General features: G+C 60.5%; 18 protein-coding genes. 11 read left to right on the plus strand and 7 right to left on the minus strand.

The window, feature by feature from the left end:
• Positions 1 to 11: 11 nt before the first annotated feature.
• Positions 12 to 551 carry a TlpA family protein disulfide reductase gene (locus B060_RS0104380; RefSeq protein ID WP_018080540.1) on the minus strand — a complete coding sequence of 180 codons (540 nt, stop codon included), beginning with the start codon at positions 549 to 551 and terminating at the stop codon, positions 12 to 14.
• Positions 552 to 797: 246 nt separating this feature from the next.
• Between B060_RS0104380 and rpsT the strand changes: the two genes are divergently transcribed.
• From rpsT to gyrB, 5 genes are all read left to right on the plus strand, one after another.
• Positions 798 to 1,067, plus strand: coding sequence for a 30S ribosomal protein S20 (gene rpsT, locus B060_RS0104385; protein WP_018080541.1), 270 nt, complete (start codon positions 798 to 800; stop codon positions 1,065 to 1,067).
• Positions 1,068 to 2,061: 994 nt separating this feature from the next.
• Positions 2,062 to 3,486 (plus strand): chromosomal replication initiator protein DnaA, encoded by a 1,425-nt coding sequence (dnaA, locus tag B060_RS0104390; protein ID WP_018080542.1) that lies wholly within the window; start codon positions 2,062 to 2,064, stop codon positions 3,484 to 3,486.
• Between the two features lie 128 nt (positions 3,487 to 3,614).
• On the plus strand, positions 3,615 to 4,736 hold the full coding sequence (dnaN, locus tag B060_RS0104395; protein ID WP_018080543.1) for a DNA polymerase III subunit beta: 1,122 nt from the start codon (positions 3,615 to 3,617) through the stop codon (positions 4,734 to 4,736).
• The gene (recF, locus tag B060_RS0104400; protein WP_018080544.1) at positions 4,736 to 5,860 is read left to right on the plus strand and encodes a DNA replication/repair protein RecF; all 1,125 of its coding nucleotides are present in this window, start codon (positions 4,736 to 4,738) and stop codon (positions 5,858 to 5,860) included. The genes dnaN and recF overlap by 1 nt, the downstream gene beginning before the upstream one ends.
• A 14-nt stretch (positions 5,861 to 5,874) precedes the next feature.
• The gene (gene gyrB / locus B060_RS0104405; protein WP_018080545.1) at positions 5,875 to 8,313 is read left to right on the plus strand and encodes a DNA topoisomerase (ATP-hydrolyzing) subunit B; all 2,439 of its coding nucleotides are present in this window, start codon (positions 5,875 to 5,877) and stop codon (positions 8,311 to 8,313) included.
• A 94-nt stretch (positions 8,314 to 8,407) separates the two neighbouring features.
• Here gyrB and B060_RS0104410 read toward each other — a convergent pair whose 3' ends face one another.
• Positions 8,408 to 8,986 (minus strand): ActR/PrrA/RegA family redox response regulator transcription factor, encoded by a 579-nt coding sequence (locus B060_RS0104410; protein ID WP_018080546.1) that lies wholly within the window; start codon positions 8,984 to 8,986, stop codon positions 8,408 to 8,410.
• 9 nt (positions 8,987 to 8,995) lie between these two features.
• Positions 8,996 to 10,402 (minus strand): ActS/PrrB/RegB family redox-sensitive histidine kinase, encoded by a 1,407-nt coding sequence (locus B060_RS0104415; RefSeq protein ID WP_018080547.1) that lies wholly within the window; start codon positions 10,400 to 10,402, stop codon positions 8,996 to 8,998.
• Between the two features lie 46 nt (positions 10,403 to 10,448).
• Between B060_RS0104415 and B060_RS0104420 the strand changes: the two genes are divergently transcribed.
• From B060_RS0104420 to B060_RS0104430, 3 genes are all read left to right on the plus strand, one after another.
• On the plus strand, positions 10,449 to 11,078 hold the full coding sequence (locus B060_RS0104420; RefSeq protein WP_023447283.1) for an SCO family protein: 630 nt from the start codon (positions 10,449 to 10,451) through the stop codon (positions 11,076 to 11,078).
• Between the two features lie 143 nt (positions 11,079 to 11,221).
• Positions 11,222 to 12,472 carry a polyhydroxyalkanoate depolymerase gene (locus B060_RS0104425; protein WP_018080549.1) on the plus strand — a complete coding sequence of 417 codons (1,251 nt, stop codon included), beginning with the start codon at positions 11,222 to 11,224 and terminating at the stop codon, positions 12,470 to 12,472.
• Positions 12,456 to 13,208, plus strand: coding sequence for a M48 family metallopeptidase (locus B060_RS0104430; RefSeq protein WP_018080550.1), 753 nt, complete (start codon positions 12,456 to 12,458; stop codon positions 13,206 to 13,208). Before B060_RS0104425 ends, B060_RS0104430 begins: the two co-directional genes overlap by 17 nt.
• On the opposite strand, the gene B060_RS0104435 is transcribed toward B060_RS0104430, so the two are convergent.
• Positions 13,205 to 14,563, minus strand: a complete 1,359-nt coding sequence (locus B060_RS0104435; RefSeq protein WP_018080551.1) for an MFS transporter — start codon at positions 14,561 to 14,563, stop codon at positions 13,205 to 13,207. The genes B060_RS0104430 and B060_RS0104435 overlap by 4 nt on opposite strands.
• A gap of 109 nt (positions 14,564 to 14,672) precedes the next feature.
• On the opposite strand from B060_RS0104435, the gene B060_RS0104440 reads away from it, so the two are divergent.
• On the plus strand, positions 14,673 to 15,593 hold the full coding sequence (locus B060_RS0104440; RefSeq protein WP_018080552.1) for a LysR family transcriptional regulator: 921 nt from the start codon (positions 14,673 to 14,675) through the stop codon (positions 15,591 to 15,593).
• 40 nt (positions 15,594 to 15,633) lie between these two features.
• Here the strand turns inward: B060_RS0104440 and B060_RS0104445 are convergent, their stop codons facing one another.
• Entirely contained in the window at positions 15,634 to 17,751 is a 2,118-nt protein-coding gene (locus B060_RS0104445) for a transglycosylase domain-containing protein (protein WP_018080553.1), read from the minus strand.
• Between the two features lie 359 nt (positions 17,752 to 18,110).
• On the opposite strand from B060_RS0104445, the gene B060_RS0104450 reads away from it, so the two are divergent.
• Positions 18,111 to 19,673 carry a RecQ family ATP-dependent DNA helicase gene (locus B060_RS0104450; protein ID WP_035422973.1) on the plus strand — a complete coding sequence of 521 codons (1,563 nt, stop codon included), beginning with the start codon at positions 18,111 to 18,113 and terminating at the stop codon, positions 19,671 to 19,673.
• A gap of 202 nt (positions 19,674 to 19,875) precedes the next feature.
• Here B060_RS0104450 and B060_RS0104460 read toward each other — a convergent pair whose 3' ends face one another.
• Positions 19,876 to 20,277 (minus strand): hypothetical protein, encoded by a 402-nt coding sequence (locus B060_RS0104460; RefSeq protein WP_155847617.1) that lies wholly within the window; start codon positions 20,275 to 20,277, stop codon positions 19,876 to 19,878.
• A 444-nt stretch (positions 20,278 to 20,721) separates the two neighbouring features.
• Between B060_RS0104460 and mdh the strand changes: the two genes are divergently transcribed.
• Positions 20,722 to 21,684, plus strand: coding sequence for a malate dehydrogenase (gene mdh / locus B060_RS0104465; protein ID WP_018080557.1), 963 nt, complete (start codon positions 20,722 to 20,724; stop codon positions 21,682 to 21,684).
• Between the two features lie 201 nt (positions 21,685 to 21,885).
• On the opposite strand, the gene B060_RS0104470 is transcribed toward mdh, so the two are convergent.
• Positions 21,886 to 22,404: a hypothetical protein gene (locus B060_RS0104470; RefSeq protein ID WP_018080558.1), complete on the minus strand. Its 519-nt coding sequence runs from the start codon at positions 22,402 to 22,404 to the stop codon at positions 21,886 to 21,888.
• Positions 22,405 to 22,407 lie beyond the last annotated feature (3 nt).

A 22,407-nucleotide genomic window follows, 5' to 3' on the forward strand; every position in this document is an offset into this window, starting at 1 on the left:
AACAGACCGGCTTAGGTTTGTACGATCGGTGCCGGCGCAGGCGCTTTTTCCGCCAGCAGAGGTGTGATCAGGCTATCGAAGGTCTGATAACTGAAGGCGTCGGCCTTGGCGTAGCGCAGGACGCCGGAACGGTCGATAACGTAATTTGTGGGAATGGCTCCGCCGATGGCGCCATAACCGCTGCCGCTGATCCGTGTCACCAGCGGAAAGGACAGGACGCCGGCCAGCGGCTTGAGCTGGCTGTCGGAGACGGCGTCATCCACGGTCACGGCGAAGACCTTGAGATCATCGCCGCCCTTCTTGCGAACATAGCGGTCGATCTCCGGCAGTTCCTGCTTGCACGGGCCGCACCAGACGGCCCAGTAGTTGAGCACGATGACCTTGCCGGCCAGTTCGGCCGAGGTGACCTTGCGGCGGTCGAAGGTGGTGAGGGTGAATTTCGGCGCCGGCTTACCGATAGCGGCCCTGGCTTCCGCAAGCGTCGGAAACAGGCTGGCGCCGACAGTTGTTAAGCCTGCGCCCAGCAGGACGCGGCGATCGATTGATGACATAAGACTTGGACTCCCCCCGAAACAGGTTGTAAGCGTATTCCGGAACTTAAAAAGGCGCAAGATCGCCTGTTTTAGGGCCGTCGACCACAGGTGTGCATAAATTTTATGCCTTGCATGAGAAAAGCGCACCGGGGTGCATTGACCGGGGGAAGTTCATCAGTTATACCCCGCCCCCTTGAAATTCACGTCTTCGCAGGTTTCTGCGGCGACTTTTTTACTTAACTATCTCGTCCTTTAAGGTGATGAATGGCCAATAACCCCGGCGCCCGCAAAGCGATCCGTAAGATCGCTGCCCGTACCGAAGTCAACAAGGCGCGTCGTTCGCGCGTCCGTACCTTCGTGCGCAAGTTTGAAGAAGCCCTGACCGGCGGTAACGCTGATGTCGCCAAGGCCGCCTTCGTCGAGGCGCAATCCGAGCTGATGCGCGCTGTCTCCAAGGGTGTGGTTCACAAGAATACCGGTTCGCGTAAAGTGTCCCGTCTGGCCGCTCAGCTCAAGAAGCTGGCCACCGCCTAAATCTGTTATTGACGCGGGCCTTAGCGCCCGCGGCCATGACCCTGCCGGCGTTGTGCATGCAGCGTTGCGAGAAGCGGAGCCTGCAGGTGGAACACCACCGGCTCCACTTTAGAATTTCCTACAATATAAAGCTTTTCATCCCACGCACGCTTCGGCGGGCGAGGGCTGTTTTTTGTCGCCTTCACAGCTCTTTTTCGCGTTGCGCCGAAAAGAGCAGCGGCAAAAAATAATTGCCTAATTTAGTCTTAATTTCTCGTTGCGCGCGAACAGGTTAGCGGAGTCAATAAAAATATCAGCACCTGTTGATAAATTAGGTCATTGACCCGACGCTCCAGAGCGTTAATTTGGCCCTCTCACGCAGAACTCATCCTGATACGGAGGATTTCTGCGGCGCCCGACGAAAGGTCGGACGTATGGAGCAAAGTCAGCCGTCTCACTGGTTTTCCGGAGGGCGTCGTCCTTGCTCAAAGGCTTATGCCGCAAGGAAAAGTGACCCACTAAGGTCGATCTATCCCTGCGCAGGCCAAGTGACGGTTTAGCCGAACTTTTCGGACAAACGGGAACCTTCCTGTGGTGTCCGGGATTTGTACTTCCGCTAACTGGAGCCGCGCTCTGCGCGACGCCGGATGCTAGGCGGTTGCCGCTAAACCGACACGTTTCCCTTCGCGTAAGGGGAGAAATTTGGAGTTGCTCGCGGCCGAAATTCGCGGCCTGCGCGCAAGCCCAGAAAGACTCAACAGGGACAACCACTCAAGGTTGAAAAAGGCTTGAGAGGTGGTATCTGGACAACGGTAAACCTTTATTGGGTGCGTCCGTTAAGGTGATCGGTCGGCGCTGATGTCGTTAAGCGGCATGGGCGCGGGGCGTGACCAGAGCAACGGTCATCGACCGTCCGGCGAGGCATGATGGGCCTCATTCGTGACGGGGGTGGCTATGAGTAACGCGAGATGTGTGGGTTAAGGCAAATGATCGGGGCGATAAAAGAATGCCAAGCATGACAAGCTGGTCACCGATTTTACCTGAAACGGTATGGTCAAAAGTAGCGACAGTCCTCCGGCGCGAGCTGGGCGAAGGTCCGTATAATTCCTATGTGGCGCCGTCGAACGTGCGCCCCGGCCCTTACGGCGATCCGGTTCTGGTAACGCCGACGGCCTATGCGCGTGACTGGATCGCCCGCAACGCCGCCCGCCGTGCGCAGGAATTATGGACCCAGCACGATCCGGATTCGCGGGTGCTCGATATCAAGTCGCGTGTTGAATATGAAGACGCGACCCGTGGCGCCGTAGCAGCGCCTGCGGTGGCGCCGGCGACCGAAACCGCCCCTGCCCGCCCTGAGCCCGTCATGCCGATCATCGAGGTGGCCGCGCCCAACCGCATCGGCGGTTTGCAGGAACGCCTGACCTTTGACAGTTTCGTGGCCGGTCGCGGCAATGAATTCGCCTTCCAGATGTCGCGCCAGGTGGCGAGCTGGGCCGACGGGCATTTCAATCCGGTATTTTTCCATGGCCCCTACGGCTACGGCAAGACCCACCTTCTGAACGCCATCGGCTGGGAAGCGCAGACGCGCCGCCCCGACGCGAAAATCGTCTATCTGACGGCCGAAAAGTTCACCTCCACCTTCGTCAAGGCGCTGATGGACAAGTCGACCTCGGCGTTCAAGGATGAAATCCGCGGTGCGGATCTTCTGCTGGTCGATGATGTGCATTTCATCGGCGGCAAGACCTCCAGCCAGGAAGAGCTGTTCCACACGCTCACCTCGCTGATCGAAAACAATCGTCGTGTCGTTTTCACGGCCGATCGTCCGCCCTCGCAACTGACTGAAATCGAAGCGCGCCTGCGTTCGCACCTGTCCTCCGGGCTGGTGTGTGCGCTGGATGTGGCCGATCAAAGCCTGCGCATGGGCATTATCGAGCGCAAGCTCGAACAGTTGTCGCAACGTCTGGGGGCTGCTCAGAACCCGCGTTCCGACGTTTTACATTTTCTGGCCGAGCGTGTGCCGGGGTCGATCCGTGAACTTGAAGGTGCGGTCAATACCCTGGTGGCGTCCGCTGGGCCGCGTCTTGGGAGTTTGACTTTGGAAGAAGCTATGGCTTTGTTGCAGCCGAATTTGAAGGTGGCCGTCGAGCGCCGCGTCACCGTGGATGAGATCCAGAAGCTGGTCTCTGATCACTTTGGCCTGAAGCAAGCCGATCTCCTGTCGGAGCGTCGCACCCGCGCCATCGCCCGTCCGCGCCAGGTCGCCATGTGGCTGTGCAAGCAGCACACCACGCGCTCCTATCCCGATATCGGCCGTCGTTTCGGCGGTCGTGACCACACGACCGTTCTTCATGCGGTTAAGAAGGTTGAGGAACTGCTGCAGGCCGACGATCAGATCGCCCGCGACGTCGAGGCGCTCACCCGTAAACTCCGTAACGTTTAAGGGGCGTGGGGTCTTGACCCCACATCTTTTTCCTTGCCTTTTCCTCGCCTTGAGGCGAAGAAAAGACAAGGAATTAAAGGCATGGGGCCGAGGCCCCAAACCCCATTTGAAGTTGGTAGGATAACCAGATGCAATTTACCATCGAACGTGGCGCGCTGCTCAAGGCCCTGGGCCACGTCCAGAATGTTGTCGAACGCCGCAACACCATCCCTATCCTGTCCAATGTGCTGCTGTCCGCCGAACGTGGTCAGGTGTCCTTTTCGGCCACCGATCTCGATATGGAAATTGTCGATACCGCCGATGCCAGCGTACAGGTGCCGGGCCAGATCACGGCCCCCGCCCATACCCTTTATGAAATTGTGCGCAAGCTGCCCGATGGCGCCGACGTCGAGCTGAAATTCGCCGCCGGTGACGATCCCCGCCTGTCGGTCTCGGCCGGCCGTTCGCGCTTCGCCCTGCCGGTACTGCCCGCCGGTGATTTCCCGATCATGTCGAACGATCACGAAGGCGTCTCCTACCAGATCCTGCGTGACGATCTGAAGCGCCTGATCGACAAGACGCGCTTCGCCGTCTCGACCGAAGAAACCCGCTACTATCTCAACGGCCTGTTCCTGCACTGCCTGTCGGAAGACGGTTCGAACTATCTGCGCGCCGTGGCGACCGATGGTCACCGCCTGGCGCTCGCCGAAATGCCCGCGCCGGAAGGCGCCATGGGCGGCGCCGGCGTCATCATTCCGCGCAAGACGATCGATCAGGCCCGCCGCCTGCTCGATGACGGCACCGGCTATGTCGACCTAACCGTGTCGCCCGCCAAGATCCGCTTCCAGTTCGGCAATGCCTCGCTGACCTCCAAGATCATCGACGGTTCGTTCCCCGATTATGGCCGCGTCATTCCCAAGGGTAATGACAAGGTGATGACCGTCTCTGCCGGCATCCTGTCCAAGGCCGTCGATCGCGTCTCGACCATTTCGGCGGAAAAGTCGCGCTCGGTGAAGATGACGATCGAGACCGGCCGCCTGACCCTGTCGGTGCGCAACATCGAGGCCGGTCAGGCCGTCGAAGAAGCCGAGATCGATTACGACAACGAGACACTCGATATCGGCTTCAATGCCCGCTACATCATGGACGTCATGGGCCAGATCGGCGGCGATACGGTGGAACTGCGCTTCTCGGACGCCTCGTCACCGACGCTCGTGCTCGATCCGGTCGATAACGGCGTGCAGTACGTTCTGATGCCGCTGCGGGTCTAGTGACGCCCGATAATCACGCGCTCCAGCACCTCTCCCTGACCGAATTCCGGTCCTACGAGCGGCTGGATTTCGCTGTGGGCGGACAGTCGGTCTATCTCTATGGCCCCAACGGCGCCGGCAAGACTAACCTGCTCGAAGCCATCAGCGTGCTCAATCCCGGCCGCGGCCTGCGCGGGGCAGCGTTTGCCGATCTCGGTCGCCGCCTGCCCGATGAAGCCAAAGGCCGCGCCTGGGGCGTCGCCGCCCGTTTTCACAGCGGCGAGGATGAGGTCCACCTCGGCACCGGCTCCGATCCGCGCGATATTACCAAACGCCTTGTCCGGCTCGATGGCGAAAGCGTCACCGCCGCCCGCCTGCTCGAACATGTCCGGCTGATCTGGCTGACCCCGGCGCAGGACCGCCTGTTCGTTGAGGCCCGCACCGAACGCCTGCGTTTTTTCGACCGCCTGGTCTATGCCTCCGTGCCATCCCACGCCTCGGTCGTCAGCGCCTACGAGAAGGCCCTGCGTGAACGCCTGCGGCTGCTGACCGACGCCTACGCGCGCGACATAACGCCGGATGACGCGTGGCTCGGTTTGCTGGAGCAGAAACTGGCCGAGACCGGTGCGCAGATGATGGCCGCCCGTCATGAGGCGCGCGATGCCCTGCAGGCCGAGATCGAGGCACACCAAGGGGCCTTCCCCAAGGCCGATCTCAGCTTTACCGGCGATATCCCGCCCGATGATCTGCTGGAAGGCTACCGCCGCGCCCGTGGCCGCGATGGCGCCGCCGGACGCTCGCTGTTCGGCCCGCACCGCATGGATCTGGCCGTGCTCCACCGCGAGAAAAACCGCCCCGCCGCCGACTGTTCGACCGGCGAGCAGAAGGCGCTTTTGCTCAATATCATCCTGGGGCAGGGGGCGCGTCTGGCATCCACCCAAACCCTTTCCCGTCCTATACTTTTGCTTGATGAGGTGGCGGCCCATCTCGACCCCTTGCGCAGGCACGCATTGTTTGACGAGACCCATGCTTTGGGGCTACAAACCTTCTTTACAGGGACTGATTTGGTCCTGTTCGACGGCCTCAAGAATCGCGCGCTCGGCGTGCGCATTGAGGCCGGTCAATTCATTGATTTTGTTGATTAAACTGAAGGCCATTCATGACTGACGCACCCGAAGTCACCCCAGGCAACCTCGATGCCAACGGACAGTCCGAATATGGCGCTGATTCGATCAAGGTTCTGAAGGGTCTCGACGCCGTCCGCAAACGCCCCGGCATGTATATCGGCGACACCGATGACGGCTCCGGTCTGCACCACATGGTCTACGAAGTGGTCGATAACGCCATCGATGAAGTGCTGGCGGGCCACGCCACGCGCGTCGAGGTCATCCTCAATCCCGACGGCTCCTGCACGGTCACCGATGACGGTCGCGGCGTACCGGTCGATATCCACGAAGGCGAAGGCGTTTCGGCGGCCGAGGTCATCATGACCGAGCTGCACGCCGGCGGCAAGTTCGACCAGAATTCCTACAAGGTGTCCGGCGGACTGCACGGCGTCGGCGTCTCGGTCGTCAACGCCCTGTCCGACTATCTCGAACTGACCATCTATCGTCAGGGCAAGAAACACGAAGTCCGCTTCGAGCGCGGCGATACGGTCAGCCCGCTCAAGGTGGTGGGCGATACGTATCTGCGCGAAAACGGTAAGGATTACACCGGCACCGAGGTGCGCTTCTTCCCGTCGCTGACCACCTTCGCCTTCATCGATTTCGACCGCAAAACGCTGGAACACCGCCTGCGCGAACTGGCCTTCCTCAATTCGGGCGTCCATATCCGCTTCGCCGACCTGCGCGAGGCCGAGCCCTATGAGACCATCCTGCACTACGACGGCGGTATCGTCGAATTCGTCAAGCACCTCGACAAGGCCAAGACCGCCATCCTGAAGGCGCCGATCGATGTGCGCGGCGCGCGCGACAAGGTCGAGGTCGATCTGGCACTGCAGTGGAACGACAGCTACCACGAGACCATGCTGTGCTTCACCAACAACATTCCGCAGCGCGACGGCGGCACTCACCTGGCAGCCTTCCGCGGCGCCCTGACCCGCGTCATGACCGCCTATATGGAAAGCTCCGGCGCGGCAAAGAAAGAAAAGGTCACCGTCACCGGCGAAGACGCCCGCGAAGGCCTGACGTGCGTGCTGTCAGTCAAAGTGCCCGACCCCAAGTTCTCGTCGCAGACGAAGGACAAGCTGGTGTCGTCGGAAGTCCGCCCCGCCGTTGAAGGTCTGGTCTATGACAAGCTGACCCAGTGGTTCGAAGAAAACCCGGTCGAGGCCAAGCAGATCGTCTCCAAGATCATCGAAGCCGCCTCCGCCCGCGAAGCCGCCCGCAAGGCGCGCGACCTGACCCGCCGCAAGACCGCACTCGATATTTCCAGCCTGCCCGGCAAGCTGGCCGATTGTCAGGAACGCGATCCGGCTAAGTCCGAAATCTTCATCGTCGAGGGTGATTCCGCCGGCGGCTCGGCCAAGCAGGCGCGTAACCGTGAAAATCAGGCCATCCTGCCCCTGCGCGGCAAGGTGCTGAACGTCGAGCGCGCCCGTTTCGACAAGATGCTCTCCTCCGAGCAGATCGGCACCCTGATCGTGGCGCTCGGCGCCGGCATCGGCCGTGACGATTTCAACATCGAAAAGGTGCGCTACCACAAGATCATCATCATGACCGATGCTGACGTCGATGGCGCCCACATCCGCACCCTGCTGCTGACCTTCTTCTATCGCCAGATGCCGGAGATCATCGAGAAGGGCTATCTCTATATCGCCCAGCCGCCGCTCTATAAGGTCGCCAAGGGCAAGTCATCCCGTTACATCAAGGACGATCCCGATCTCGACAACTTCCTGATCGAGGAAGGCGTCAGCGACGCGGTGCTCAGCCTGCCGACGGGCGAACGCATCACCGGTAACGATCTCGAAGCCCAGATGCGCGCCGCCAAAGCCTTCAAGGGCACGGTCGACCGCCTTGCCATGCGCGCGCCGGCCTTCGCACTTGAGCAAGCAGCACTCGGCGGCCTGTTCAGCGGCCACCCGGATCTCAGCCGCGTGGCCACCGCGCTGACCCGTCTCAATCAGGATGGTGACGGCCCGTGGGATGTCCGCGTCGGCGAACTCGGCGGCTATGTTTTCGAACGCGTCCGTCGTGGCGTAAGCGAGAAGATCGTGCTCGACGAAGCCCTGATGCACAGCCAGGACGCCCGCCGTCTCGGTGAACGCGCCGATGCCCTGGGTGATCTCTATAACGCCGTTGGTGTCTTCACCCGCAAGGAAAAATCGATCGATATCCGCGGCCCGCTCGATCTGGTCAACGCCATTCTCGACGCCGGCCGCAAGGGCATGACCATCCAGCGCTATAAAGGCCTGGGTGAGATGAACCCTGAGCAACTGTGGGAAACCACGCTCGACAAGGACGTCCGCACCCTGCTGCAGGTCAAGGTCAACCACGCCGATGAGGCCGACGAGATGTTCTCGAAGCTGATGGGGGATCTGGTTGAACCGCGCCGCGAGTTCATTCAGGACAATGCCCTGAATGCTGAGGTTGACGCCTAAAGCAGGGACACATCCTCGCGTCGAATATGAGTGAAGGCCCCGTCAAGCGATTGGCGGGGCCTTTTGCTGGCAAGGTGCGCCACCGGCACAGTGCCTATTTCGGCGCGCGTTTGGCGAGGATGCGCTGCAAGGTCCGGCGGTGCATATTAAGCCGGCGGGCGGTTTCCGAGACATTCTGACCGCACAGCTCGTAAATGCGCTGGATATGCTCCCAGCGCACGCGATCGGCCGACATCGGATTTTCCGGTGGCGGTGGGGCATGATCCGCAACCGCCAGCAGCGCCTTGACCACATCATCGGCATCAGCCGGCTTCGACAGATAGTCGATGGCGCCCGATTTCACCGCCGCCACCGCCGTGGCAATATTGCCATAGCCGGTCAGCATGATGGCGCGGGCGTCAGCGCGTTTCTTGTGCAGGGCCTCGACCGCCTGAAGACCGTTGCCGTCTTCCAGGCGCATGTCCATCACCGCGAAGGCAGGCGGGTTGGCCTCAATCATCTCCAGCGCCTGCTGTACGCCCTCGGCCACCACCACGGTGAAGCCGCGCGTCTCCAGCGCCCTTGCTAGGCGATTGCGGAACGGCGCGTCGTCGTCCATCAGCAAAAGCGTCTTGTCCGCCAGGGCGGCGATGGCGCTTTTCAGCGCTTCATGCGGGTCGGTTACGATATCCATTGGGAACCTCTATGCGTCGGGTGTCAGGATATCCATTTGATCGCGCTGCCACAAGGCCCGAACGTAGGCGCCGCCTTCATCGCGGTTACCGAAGGTCACATTGGCGCCGGTATGCTCCAGAAGGGTCTTGGCGATGAAAAAGCCAAGCCCCATACCCGAGTGGCTTTGCGCGCCTAGGTTTTTACCCACCTTGGCCACGTCGTCATTGTCGTAACGCGAGGAAATATAGGGTTCGCCCAGACGCGACAATATGTCCGGCGCGATTCCGGGGCCATCATCCAGAAAGGTCAGGCTGACAAAGCCTTTCGTCACCTCGGCCACGACACTGACCTCGGAACGGGCAAAATCGACGGCGTTTTCGATAAAGGCCGAAAAGGCGTGAAGCCATTCGGGGCGCCGCCGGATCATGATCGCCTTGCCGGCTTCGGGATCATCGGAACCCGGCACCTCGACAGCGATGCGGATGGCGACGCGGGCGCTCTGGTAAGGCTCGGCGGCGCTGCCAAGGAAAACCAGCAAGGGTATCTGGTCATACACCGTGTCGTGGGTTTCCGGCTTGGCGGAGAGCGCCTTCAGGATATCGCGGCAGCGCTGGCTCTGCGACACCAGCAGTTCGGCGTCTTCATAGAGCGGATCGGTGGGTTTCAGGCTATGCAGCATTTCGCGCGCCACCACCTGAATGGTGCCAAGCGGCGTGCCGAGTTCGTGCGCCGCCGCCGCCGCCAGACCGCCCAGCGCGCTCAGGCGGGTTTCTTTTTCCAGCACGGCCTGCGTGGCGGCTAGGGCCTGCTCCATGCGCGCCGATTCCAGCGCCGCCTGCCAGGTATAGCCCGCAGTAAACATGATCCCGACCAGAATGGCCCCAAGAAAGCCCAGGCGATACATCTGCGGCAAAACGAAAGCCTCGCCCACATGCCACGGCAGATTGAGCGACCAGAAGGCCAGGGCCACGCTGGCGGCCATGGAAACGGCCACGACCGCGAGGCCATGCCGCGTTGGCAGGTTGGCGGCCGCCACCGTCGGCGGCGCGATCAGCATGAGGCAAAACGGATTGTTGAGCCCGCCGGTGACACCAAGCAGCAGGGCAAGCTGGATGGCGTCGAAGCTCAGTTGCAAAGCGGCCTCCCAGCCGCGCGCCCTCTGGGTAGACGGCCGCCCGAGGCTGAGAATGACGTTCAGCCAGGCGCTGCCCATGATGATACTGAGGCAAAGCCACAGGCGGATTTCATAATTAAAGCCATAGGCGATCAACAGCACCATGGCGGTCTGGCCCAGAATGGCCAGCCAGCGCAGCATGATCAGGGTGCGCAGGCGCAGATTGTCCTTTTCGCCCCCCGCCGAAACGATTGTCAGCGGTGCGACATCCGAACCGTTTAAAAAGGCAGAGATATGGGTTAGGGTCTTACTGACAAACATGTGAATCCTGGCATTGAAATCCTGGCAAGAAAGTCCTGCTCTATCTATGACGAAATTCCGATTGGCCATTATCGCCACCGCCTTCGCCTTGCTGATCGGCCTCGCCGGCTACAACTGGTACAGCAGCCTGCATCCCAGATCAAACGTCACGACGTCACAGGTCGATCCGGCGGTGCGTATCGGCGGCAATTTCACCCTGACCGATCAGGACGGCAAGGCGGTCGACCAGACGATCCTGAACGGCAAGTGGACGGCGGTTTTCTTTGGCTACACCTATTGCCCGGATGTCTGCCCCCTCACCCTGCAATCGCTGGCGCGCACCAAGGCCGCACTGGAGAAAAGTATTGGGGGAAAAAATGCTGACAAGCTCCAGATCGTCTTTATCACGGTCGATCCCGCGCGTGACACCCCAGCCAATATGAAGGCCTATCTCGCCAGCGGCGGCTTTCCGCCGGGTGTCATCGGCCTGACCGGCACGCCGGAGCAGATCACCGCGGTCGAGCGCGCCTATCGCATCAGCGCCGCCAAGGTGGGTGAAGGCGATACCTACACCTACAACCACACCTCCCTGGTCTATCTAATGGACCCGCAGGGGCATTTCCATTCGCCGCTGATGAGCGACCTGACCCCGCAGCAAAGCGCCGAGCAGATTACAGACGCCATGAAGGGGCGGTAGCATTTTTCAGCTCAAACGCTGCAGGGCGCCCTGGAGAATTGCCGCGCCGCACAATATTTTTATTTTCCGGCGTTCGTAATCAATTGGCAGGGTTGCCGTGTTAGTGTTAGCTAACCATAACGGTAACCCGAGTTGAAAATCCCATGCTCTATGCGTTGCACGAATATGCCTATTACACCGCCGCCCCGATGCGGGCGATGGCGCAGATGACACGGGATTTCTGGGGCTCGAAGCTCAATCCGGCCTCAGATACCGCCGTCGGCCGCACGCTTTTCGCCTCCGCCGAATTGTTCAGCAACGTCACCAAACGCTACGGCAAGCCCGAATGGGGCATCAACACCATCGCCATCAATGGCCATGATGTCCGCGTCAGCATTATCGAAGACTGGTCAAGCCCGTGGTGCCGGCTGCTACGCTTCCAGCGCGATGTCTCCGATCTGCGCCGCGCCGGCCAGAAGAAGCCCGCCCCGGCCGTCCTGATCGTGGCGCCGCTCTCCGGCCACTACGCCACCCTGCTGCGTGGCACGGTGCAGGAATTCCTGATCGACCACGACGTCTACATCACCGACTGGATGAATGCCCGTCTGGTGCCGGTGCTCGAAGGCCGTTTCGACTTCTACTCTTACATGGACACCATCCGCGACATGCTGACCGCCATCGGCAGCCGCGTCCATGTCGTGGCCGTCTGCCAGCCGGGACCGCCGGTGCTGGCTACGGCCTGCCTGATGAGCGAAGACAACGATCCGTGCCGTCCGGCCTCGATGACCTTTATGGGCTCGCCGATCGACGCGCGCTTCAACCCCACTGTCACCAACGACCTTGCGCAGGAAAAGCCCTTCACTTGGTTCAAGTCGAACATGGTCCACACCGTGCCGCCGCCCTATCCGGGCCTTGGTCGCCGCGTCTATCCGGGCTTCGTCCAGCTCTACAGCTTCATGAGCATGAACGAGGAACGCCACAAGGATGCGCACTGGGAATACTTCCATTCGCTGGTCGATAATGACGGTGACGCCGAGACCAAGCACCTTGAATTTTATGACGAATATCTGTCGGTGCTCGATCTGACCGAGGAATTCTACCTCCAGACCATCGATCTGGTGTTCCAGAAATTCGCCCTGCCCAAGGGTGAACTGGTACATAACGGCCGCGTGGTCGATACCAAGGCCATCACCGACATCGCTTTGATGACGGTCGAGGGCGAAAAGGACGATATCTCCGGCGTCGGCCAGACCCAGGCCGCCCACGCCATGTGCACCAATATCCCCGCCGACAAGAAGCTGCTTTATGTCCAGAAGGGCGCCGGCCACTATGGCGTCTTCAACGGCCGCCGCTTCCGCGACGAGATCTATCCGCGCATCCGCGACTTCATCGCCCAAAATGATAGCGTCGCTTAAAGCGCTGCTGCGACCTTCCGAGCCGGCCTATACGGCGGGGCAGGCCATTGATTTTGGTGACTATATCCTGCGCCTCAAGGTCAATGCCCGCGCACGCCGCATCAGCCTGCGCCTCGACGCCAAGACCGGCGAGGCCGTGGTGACGGCGCCGCGGCCTAAGCACCTCAAGGACGCCGTCGCTTTTGCTAAAAGCCGCCATGACTGGATCATTGAGCATCGCCGCGCCCAGCCGCAGGCCGAGCGTTTCACCCCCGGCATGACGATCCAGATTCGCGGTCACAGCGTGGTTCTGGCGGAAAAAGCCGGCGTCATCACGGCGCGCCCCCTGCAAGGGGAGGATGGCTCATGGCAACTGGTGACCAGCGGTGACGCAACGCTGTTTGCCCGCCGCATCGAGCGTTACCTGCGTCAGCAGGCGCTGAAAGCTCTCCAGACCGAGACCGATCGTTACGCCGCCATGCTCGATGTATCCGGCGTGAAGATTTCGCTGTTCGACGCCAAGGGGCGCTGGGGATCGTGCACCCCGTCGCGCAAGACCATCCGCTATAGCTGGCGGGTCATTCTGGCGCCGCAGCAGGTGCTGGAATATCTGGTGGCGCACGAATGCGCCCACCTGCGCCATCCCGATCATTCGGAGCGCTTCTGGAACGAGGTGACGGCAATGTTCGGCGATTACAAACCGGCGCGCAAATGGCTCAAGACCGAGGGGCACACCCTGTTTCGGTATAGCAGCTAGAGCCGTTCATAGCGGGCCCTGGACAGACTGACCATACTGGCCAAGACGGCAAAGCCACCCGCCAGAATCAGGGCGATATTTGAGGCAGACGCCAGCGATGCAAACCCGAAGATAATCGACATGACGATGGCGCCAAAGGTCTGGCCGGTCAGACGCGCCGTCCCCTGCATGGCGCCGGCCGCACCGCTGCGTGACTTTGGCGCCGACAGGAGCAGGATACGGTTGTTAGGTGTTTGAAACAGCCCAAAACCCATGCCCGCAATAACGGTGCCGATCAGGAAGCTGAGATGACGCGAATCAGACGGCCCTACGGCAACGATCAGCAGACCCAGGCTCATGAGAGCCGCCCCCGCCGCGCACAACAAGGCGGTCGGCACGCGATTAGCCAGCCGGCCGGCTATGGGGGCTACGACCGCCACGGCCGCCGGCCAGGGCATCATGTAAAGTCCGGCCTGCGTCGGTGTCATGTGAACCGTCTCTTGCAGGTAAAATGGCAAGGCGACGTAGCTCAGCATCTGCCCCGTGAAGCAACAGACCGAGGCGACGATCGCCACGCGGAAGGCCGGATCGGCGAACAGATCGATCGGCACCAGCGGTGTCCGGCTATTGCGTTCCAGGCGCAAAAGACCAACCAGGCACAGGCCAGCGGCGACCATCAGAACCGTGCCGCTAACGGGTGCCTTACCCAGACGATCAGCGCCCATGAAAAGCAAAAGAAACATCAGGGAGTTCAGGGCCAAAGCGCCGGCATCCAGCCGGCGGGCAACGCCGGAGGTATGAGCCAGAAAGCCGCCACAAAAAAGGATAAGGACACCTATGGGAAGATTAACGGCGAACAGCCATGGCCACGTCGCCACGGCCAGGATGGCCCCGGCCACACCGGGTCCCGCCGCCGATGAGATGGCGATGGTCATGGCATTTATGCCGATAATCGTTCCGAGCAGGCGTTGCGGCACAGCAAAACGCAGGTTCATGACGGCGAGCGCCATAATGGCGCCGCCACCCAGGCCCTGAATGAAGCGCGCCGCCACCAGCATGGGCAGGCTGACGGACAGGGCGCAAACCAGTGAGGCGATAACGAAGACGACTATGCCGATAAGGAAGACTCGGCGTGGGCCGAATATTTCACCCAGCGCCCCACAGGGCAGCAAGGCGAGCAGGACCGCGAGTTGGTAACTGGAAACGACCCACACCGTATCGGCGGCGCTGGCGTGCAGCGACCTGGCCATGGAGGGCAAGGCGATATTGGCGATGGCGCCATCAAGCACGACCAGCACCAGGCTCATCAGCAGGACGGCGACGGCCAGGTAACGGCGGGGGGCCGGAAGGCCATCGGCAACAGATATATCGGACATAGGTCACCTCGGTATGATGAGTCCGATATAAGGCAATCAACGAGTTGCGCCAGACGCAATCAATTCAAATCAGGATTGCATAGAACGCCATAGATGAATATATCGGCTTATGGCCGATCTCGATCTGAACCTGCTTGTCGCCCTTCATGCCCTGCTCAGCGAACGCAGCGTGACGGCAGCGGCGCGCAAACTGAAACTCAGCACCTCGGCTATGAGCCGTCAATTATCACGTCTGCGCGAGGCGATGGGCGATCCGGTATTGGTGCCGGCGGGCCGCGCCATGGTGCCGACGCCGCGTGCCGAAGCCGTCGCCAGCCAGGTGCGGGCGCTGAACGCCGAGATTCGCTCTGTCCTGCAACCCGCCGCCACGGCGGATATCCGCACCTTGAAGCGCATTTTTACCCTCCGGGCCAATGAAGCCTTCGTCATTATCCATGGCGCCCGGCTGACGGCGGCGGCGGCCGAGGTCGCGCCGGACGTGAAGCTGTGTTTCGCCCCCAAGCCCGATAAAGATATTCGCGCCTTACGGGACGGGACAGTCGATCTCGACATCGGGGTTATTTCCGGTGATGGCGCTGAGCTTCGCGCACAGACGCTCTATCATGATGCCTTTGTCGGCATCACACGCACAGATCACCCCCTGCTGGCCCAAGAGATCACCCCCAAACGCTTTGCCGCCTATGGGCATGTTGTGACGTCACGGTGTGGCCAGTTTAGCGGGCCAGTCGATGCCGCGCTGAGCACTCTGGGGCTGTCGCGTAACGTTCAGGTCGTCGTGCCGAGCTTTCCTGCCCTCCTGGCGATCGTGGCGACTTCGGACCTGATCGGACAGGTGCCGCAGTCCTTTTGCGAGGCCGGCAACACTGCCGCGGTTATGACCTTCCCGCTGCCTGTACCCACACCGCAGATCACAGTCTCACAGATATGGCATCCGCGCATGGACGCCGATGCCGGACACCGCTGGCTGCGCGGCGCGATATTCAGCGTTTTCCAGAAAAAAAGCCCCGGCCTTGCGACCGGGGCTCTGTAGCGATTTCGGGTGCAGGGCCAAAAGTGTCTTTGCGACCCTGCTATTGGTTTTTCTTCTGCGCTTCCGAGAACAGCTCATCGACGGCATCGGCCTTTTTCGGCTTTTCTTCCGGATTAGGGATGGGCTGCATGGTGACGATCGGCGGCGCTTCACCCCCATTCTGACCGTTGTCATTCGCCGCTTGCGACGCCTGCACCATCCCGGCCTGGGTGCCGAGCAGGCCCTGCAGGGCGCTTTCGGCGACCGGGGTCAGGGTGCCGCTGGGCGGCGCGCCTTCGGGAATGGCGTTGACCTGAATGCGCTTGAGCGCCGAGGTCATATAGGTTTTCCAGATGGCGGCCGGCGTGCCCCCGCCGGTAACCTTGCCCTTCATGGGCGTGTTGTCGTCGCGGCCGACCCAGACGATGGTGACGAAACCGCCGGTAAAGCCATCGAACCAGGCGTCACGGTAATCGCTGGTGGTGCCGGTCTTGCCGGCGATGTCGTAACCAGCAATATTGGCGCCGGCGCCGGAACCATGGGCCATAACGCCGCGCATCATCAGGTTCATATTCGACAGCGCAGGATTATTAACGACGCGCACGCGGCCGCCATCCTCGCCCGGATCGCGGTACTGATACAGCACCTTGCCTGTTTCGGTGCGGATGCGGATAACGCCGTGCACCGTGGCGCGATAGCCGCCGTTGGAGAAGGGGATATAGGCCTGCGCCATTTCAAGCGGCGTGGCTTCGGAGGTGCCAAGCGCCATGGCCGGATCGGTATTGATCTTGGCGGTCAGGCCCATGCGACGGGCCGTATTGGCGACATTATCGCGGCCGACATCGTTGGCGAGACGCGCCGCCACGGTGTTGATCGATTGCGCCAGGGCGGTTTGCAGGTCGATCAGGCCCATATAGCGCTTGGTGTAGTTTTCCGGCGACCAGTCACCGATCGAATAGGGCTCATCCACCACCGGGGTGGTCGGCTGATAACCGGCTTCCATGGCGGTCAGGTAGACGAACGGCTTGAACGAAGAGCCGGTCTGGCGGTGGGCTTCGGTGGCGCGATTGAACTGCGACTCGCCGTAGGAAACGCCACCGATCATGGCGCGGATGCGGCCTTCGCCATCGACCGAGACGACCGCAGCCTGTTGCACGCCCTTCTTGACGTCACGCTCCATGATCGTCTTAACCGCGCGTTCGGCGTCGGTCTGGATCGGCAGGTCGAGCGTGGTCTCAACGATCAGGTCTTCAGTATTTTTCGGATCGACCAGCGAGCGGATATCCTTGTCGAGCCAGTCGATGAAATATTGCGCATGCGCCGAGGCCAGGGTCTTCGATACGCTGATCGGCTGCTTCAGGGCCTCGTCACGCTGCTCGGCGGTGATGACCTTGGACTGGACCATTTCATTGAGCACGATGAGCGCGCGGCGACCGGCTCGTTCCTGATCGGACAGCGGCGAATAGGAGTTGGGCGCCTTCATCAGACCGGCCAGCATGGCGGCCTCGCCGACGCTTAAGTTCTTGGCCGGCTTGTTGAAATAGCGTTGCGACGCGGCCTCGATACCATAGGCGCCGGCGCCGAAATAGACGCGGTTGAGGTAGAGTTCAAGGATTTCCTTCTTGGTGTACTTGTGCTCAAGCCACACCGCGATCATCAGTTCCTGAACCTTGCGCTTGTAGTTCTGGTTGGCGCTGAGGAAGAGATTGCGCGCCAGTTGCTGGGTGATGGTCGAGCCACCGGCCAGGTTGGCGCCCTTGCGCTTGGTCAGGTTTCTCATCACCGCGCGGCCCATGCCGACCGGATCGAAACCGGGGTGGGTGAAGAAGCGGCGGTCTTCGATGGCCACGAAGGCCAGCGGCACATAATCGGGTAGCTCTTCGATCTTGACCGGCGCCGAAGCCTGGCTGCCGCCGCGCACGGCGACGAGCGCGCCGGAGCGATCGAGATACGTGATCGACGGCTGCTTGTTGGGCTGATCGAGCGATGAAATATCCGGCAGGTCGATGGCCATAAAGCCGATAAAGGCCACGCCGAAGAAAGCAATCCAGATAAAGGCAATGGTCAGCCAATAGAAGATGGCCTGCAAGGGCGAGCGCTGACCAGAATGCCGGCCAGGGCGCCTGCCGCCACCTGAGCTGCCGCCAGAACCGTTATCGGGGCCATGACCGTTCGCCATCAAACTTCCTCACTCATAGATCCTGCAGCGGGGCCCGCGCGGGGGTGCCCGGCGTCTGTATAGCCAACTCTGATCAGGATGTCGCGTTAAACATACTTTAGCCAAGCGGTCACCACGCAGCACAGCGCCGGCATGAAATCCATGCCGTCAAACCGCGCTTTCAGCGCCACCAGATTGCTTCGGATTCGCCCCCCGTTGCCATCTGCACAGAGTAAAGCGCCGTATTTGGGCAAAAGCAAGGCCAGGGTCGCGGACCCTGGACCCTTAAGTCTGTGTGAAGGGTGTAAGCGTGAAGGTTTCCGTTCATACAGCCGTGATTTGTCTTGGCCATTACGCCAAAGCACCGTAATTCTGCCGCCATGCCCTTATCCGCGACCCTTGACCGCCCCCACGCCGACCAGATGGCGCGCGCCGAAGATATCCTGCGCACAACCTTCGGCTACGAGTCGTTTCGCGGCAAGCAGGCCGAGGTTATCGCCTCGATCCTGGCGGGTCGCGATACCCTGGCCGTGCTGCCGACCGGCGGCGGCAAGAGCCTGTGTTACCAGATCCCCGCCATCCTGAGCGGTCGCATCGGCATCGTCATTTCGCCGCTCATCGCCCTGATGAGCGATCAGGTGACGGCGCTGAAGGCGCACGGCGTCCGCGCCGAACGGCTCGATTCCTCGCAATCGATGGAGGCGCGCAACCAACTCTGGGACGACGCCTTTTCCGGCAAGCTCGACCTGCTCTACCTGTCGCCGGAAGCGCTCGCCCCTTTCGTGCTTGATCGTCTGGTCAAGCTCAAACCCTCGATCATGGCCATCGACGAAGCCCACTGTATCAGCCAGTGGGGCCACGATTTCCGGCCGGAATATCGCGCGCTCGGCCAGCTTAAATCGCTGTTGCCCGATGTGCCGACCCTGGCACTCACCGCCACCGCCGATGCCCACACCCGCGCCGATATCAGGGCCGCCCTGCATATCGATGACGCCACCGAAATCGTCGCCGGTTTCGATCGCCCCAATCTTTCGCTGCGCTTTGTCCGCCGCAAGGGCGCGGTGCTGAAATCGATCGTCGATATCCTTAAGCGTCAAAAAGGCGCCGCCGGCATCATCTATTGCGGCTCACGCGATGGCACCGAAAAACTGGCGCAAAACCTGACCAAGGAAGGCTTTTCTGCCTCGGCCTACCATGCCGGCCTGTCGGCCCAGGTGCGCGAAGACCGCCTCAAAGCCTTCATGGCCGGCAAGTCGAAAATCATGGTCGCCACCATCGCCTTTGGCATGGGCATCAACAAGACCGATGTCCGCTTCGTCATCCACGCCGATCCGCCGTCCTCGACCGAGGCCTACTGGCAGGAGGTCGGCCGCGCCGGCCGTGACGGCCAGCCAGCCGCCGGTATCTGTTTCCATAACCCCGGCGATCTCGGCTGGGCGATCCGACGGTTGGGGTTGCGTGAGAATGAGGGCGCGGCGGATCAATCGGTGCAAAAGCAGAAGGCGCGCGATTTCTTCCAGATGGTGCTCGGCACCGATTGCCGCAAAAACGCGATCCGCCAGTATTTCGGCGAGGCGGCGACCGAGCCCTGCCGCACCTGCGACAACTGCCTGAGCCGTGGTAAATTACGCGATGTCACCGAGCCTGCGCAGATGCTGATGTCGGCGCTCTATCGCCTGAACGGCCCGCGCGGCCGCAAGAAGCTGATCGAGCACGTCCTGGGCAAATCGACCGGCGCCGATTACACCACGCGCATCAAGACCTTCGGCATCGCCCGCGATTATGACGCTGACCTGCTCACCCATGTGCTCGATCAGTGCGAGGCGGCGGGCATCATCGAGGAAGAGCTGTACGACAACAAGATGCCGATCGTCGGACTGAAAAACTCCGACCTGCTGAAGGCCCTGTTCAAGGGTGACCTCCGGTTCGAGGCCAAGCTTTAAGGAAAGCTTCAGGCGATACGTTTAAGAACACGGTTAAAGCCCCAATGCCGGCGCCAGTCGCAGCCCAGCCAACCGACCCGACCGCCGATGGCGTTGAAGAGCCGCTGAACCGATGCACCACGATCGACGTGCAGCCGTAAGGTCTGACGAAACTCCAAAGAAAAAGCCCCGCTGGATCAGCGGGGCTTTTTTGTTGCCTGGTTTAGTTCGGAGGCCACTTGAAATCGAACGCATGAAGGCGAGCGGCGTCTCCGTCGCCTAATGAGCGGCTTTTCAACTGATCCAACCATGGCAATATCTGCTTGATTGCGCCCGTTGTTTCCGCATCTGTAGCTTCTGAAATCTCAAACCTCTTGAGAACAACACCCTCATTAAAAACACTTTCAAGATGCTGAGGATCGAGAAATTCAGCGGTTTCCGGGTTTTTCAGATCGGCAAAACGAACCAGAGCAGGAAGGTTGCTCCATGTTGGTCGTCCATCGGCCATTGCCGCCAGATTTAACCGGGAGATCATATAATCTCTTCCTGCTAGAGATGTTCGATCTGCGTTCCATTGATTCATAACGAAAAATACTTTGCCTGGCTGTCCAAGGTCGACAGCCATGGCCTCGCCACGAAGGCGGCAGGTTGCTTAAGGAAAGCGTTCACTCTGACTATTGCATTTATAAGCATAGACTTGAGATGCTTTTACCAAACGACCATCAACATCGAATGTTGCCGTCAGGCGGTAATGATTCCATCCCACGTCTTTGGTTTGAGGCAAGATCCATACGAGCAGTCCGCCGAACAAGGTCGCTGCGGGAATGGCCAGAATTAAACCGGCGCTATCGCCGAGCAGCAGTCACCTCAGTTTTAGCCAATTCCACATACTCCCCCCTCAGACACCAAAGCGTGCAGTTAATCCCATTTAAATGCGCGTCCGGTATAGGGATATCACTTTTTTGGTTGCTGTGCAGCAATCCACCTGAGAGGGACTTGCGCACAGGGCTTAACAGGACTAGGACGCAGGCAGATTTCTTGACCTGCGGCATTTTTATAGGGAGTTCCCATGGCACGCGCAAAGATTGCTCTGATTGGTTCGGGTATGATCGGGGGCACGCTGGCCCACATCGCCGCCCGTGAAGAACTGGGCGACATCGTCCTCTTCGATATCATGGAAGGTACGCCGCAAGGCAAGGCGCTGGATATCGCCGAAGCCACCGCCGTTTTCGGCAAGGACGTCACCCTGAAGGGCGCCAACGACTATGCCGGCATCGCCGATGCCGACGTCTGCATCGTCACCGCCGGCGTGCCGCGCAAGCCGGGCATGAGCCGCGATGACCTGCTGGGCATCAACCTGAAAGTGATGAAGGCCGTCGGCGAAGGCATCAAGCAATATGCCCCGAACGCCTTCGTCATCTGCATCACCAACCCGCTGGACGCCATGGTCTGGGCGCTGCGCGAATTTTCGGGCCTGCCGCACAAGAAGGTCATCGGTATGGCCGGCGTGCTCGATTCGGGCCGCTTCGCCTACTTCCTGGCTGAAAAGACCGGCGTGTCGGTCGAAGACATTCACGCCTGGACCCTGGGCGGTCACGGCGACGACATGGTGCCGATGGTGCGCCACTCCACGATCGGTGGCCTGCCGTTGCCGGAATGTGTGACGCAGGGCTTCTTCACCCAGGAAGAACTCGACGCCATCGTGAAGCGCACCCGCGGCGGTGGCGGCGAAATCGTCGCCCTGCTGAAGACCGGTTCGGCCTTCTACGCCCCGGCGGAATCGGCCATCGCCATGGCCAAGTCCTACCTGCTCGACAAGAAGCGCGTCCTGCCGTGCGCCGTGTATCTGAACGGTGAATACGGCCTGCGCGGTCTCTACGTCGGCGTTCCGGCCGTCATCGGCAAGGACGGCGCCGAACGCATCATCGAGTTCTCGACCAATGACGAAGAAAAGGCGATGTTCGCCAAGTCGGTCGAAAGCGTGCAGGGGCTGATCGCCGCCTGTAAGACGATCGATCCGTCGCTGGCGTAATCGGAAATTATATACTTAAGTTCCGATTTTCTTGACTTTTGCCATATTTTCAAATATAAAGTGGAATGCGGAAAGTTGACTGGCTGAGATAACTTCCCCCGCCTGTGTAAGCCTCGGCTTAAGCAGGTCCACGCGCAATGCGAGATATCCAAGCGGTTGCCAGATACTTAAAAGGGTTCCTTCGGGAGCCCTTTTTCGTTTTTATCGGTTCGGAAACCGGGCCTTCTTACCACGCAGGATTTTCGCAAGGGCGATATCGAATTTCATCTCGCCGGTATCAGCGACCTTTTTGCCCTTTCCAACCGGATAAGCGCTGACGACAAACAGGTTCACCCTTGTCGCGCTCTGCTTTCGCATAGTGAAGAAAATAGCGTAGGTCTGGCCGTCCGGGCTTTCGACGCGGACAAGATTGCCGTCCCGTGTTGAGGCAATACGCTTACCGCCAAAAGCTTTGATCAGCTCCGGCAGTCGAAAACTCAGTTTGTAGCGCTCCCTACAAAAGACGCGCACCTCCGTTTTTGAAACCAGCCTTGTCGGCATGATATCCGACGGATCATGTTTGGCAGGGGCGAACCCCGTTGTGAAACAATGATCGTTAAAACGGACATTGAGCGTTATCGGCTGCGCATGGTCACGCGGCAGGCATTGAAACTCGAAAGGTTCGAGGTGCGATAAATCTTTTGCTTCCCCGGAAACAATCAATAAAGGCCAGTATCCCATAGG

The sequence above is a fragment of the Asticcacaulis benevestitus DSM 16100 = ATCC BAA-896 genome (assembly GCF_000376105.1).
Classification (GTDB): Bacteria; Pseudomonadota; Alphaproteobacteria; order Caulobacterales; family Caulobacteraceae; genus Asticcacaulis; species Asticcacaulis benevestitus.

What these genes read in the sequence shown, in the direction of transcription:
- rpsT (WP_018080541.1), top strand. Translation starts at nt 798, where the DNA reads ATGGCCAATAACCCCGGCGCCCGCAAAGCGATCCGTAAGATCGCTGCC.
- B060_RS0104425 (WP_018080549.1), top strand. Translation starts at nt 11,222, where the DNA reads ATGCTCTATGCGTTGCACGAATATGCCTATTACACCGCCGCCCCGATG.
- dnaA (WP_018080542.1), top strand. Translation starts at nt 2,062, where the DNA reads ATGACAAGCTGGTCACCGATTTTACCTGAAACGGTATGGTCAAAAGTA.
- B060_RS0104450 (WP_035422973.1), top strand. Translation starts at nt 18,111, where the DNA reads ATGCCCTTATCCGCGACCCTTGACCGCCCCCACGCCGACCAGATGGCG.
- B060_RS0104410 (WP_018080546.1), bottom strand. Translation starts at nt 8,986, where the DNA reads ATGGATATCGTAACCGACCCGCATGAAGCGCTGAAAAGCGCCATCGCC.
- B060_RS0104380 (WP_018080540.1), bottom strand. Translation starts at nt 551, where the DNA reads ATGTCATCAATCGATCGCCGCGTCCTGCTGGGCGCAGGCTTAACAACT.
- B060_RS0104445 (WP_018080553.1), bottom strand. Translation starts at nt 17,751, where the DNA reads ATGGCGAACGGTCATGGCCCCGATAACGGTTCTGGCGGCAGCTCAGGT.
- B060_RS0104460 (WP_155847617.1), bottom strand. Translation starts at nt 20,277, where the DNA reads ATGGCTGTCGACCTTGGACAGCCAGGCAAAGTATTTTTCGTTATGAAT.
- B060_RS0104470 (WP_018080558.1), bottom strand. Translation starts at nt 22,404, where the DNA reads ATGGGATACTGGCCTTTATTGATTGTTTCCGGGGAAGCAAAAGATTTA.
- B060_RS0104430 (WP_018080550.1), top strand. Translation starts at nt 12,456, where the DNA reads ATGATAGCGTCGCTTAAAGCGCTGCTGCGACCTTCCGAGCCGGCCTAT.
- B060_RS0104415 (WP_018080547.1), bottom strand. Translation starts at nt 10,402, where the DNA reads ATGTTTGTCAGTAAGACCCTAACCCATATCTCTGCCTTTTTAAACGGT.
- mdh (WP_018080557.1), top strand. Translation starts at nt 20,722, where the DNA reads ATGGCACGCGCAAAGATTGCTCTGATTGGTTCGGGTATGATCGGGGGC.
- B060_RS0104435 (WP_018080551.1), bottom strand. Translation starts at nt 14,563, where the DNA reads ATGTCCGATATATCTGTTGCCGATGGCCTTCCGGCCCCCCGCCGTTAC.
- B060_RS0104440 (WP_018080552.1), top strand. Translation starts at nt 14,673, where the DNA reads ATGGCCGATCTCGATCTGAACCTGCTTGTCGCCCTTCATGCCCTGCTC.
- B060_RS0104420 (WP_023447283.1), top strand. Translation starts at nt 10,449, where the DNA reads ATGACGAAATTCCGATTGGCCATTATCGCCACCGCCTTCGCCTTGCTG.
- dnaN (WP_018080543.1), top strand. Translation starts at nt 3,615, where the DNA reads ATGCAATTTACCATCGAACGTGGCGCGCTGCTCAAGGCCCTGGGCCAC.
- gyrB (WP_018080545.1), top strand. Translation starts at nt 5,875, where the DNA reads ATGACTGACGCACCCGAAGTCACCCCAGGCAACCTCGATGCCAACGGA.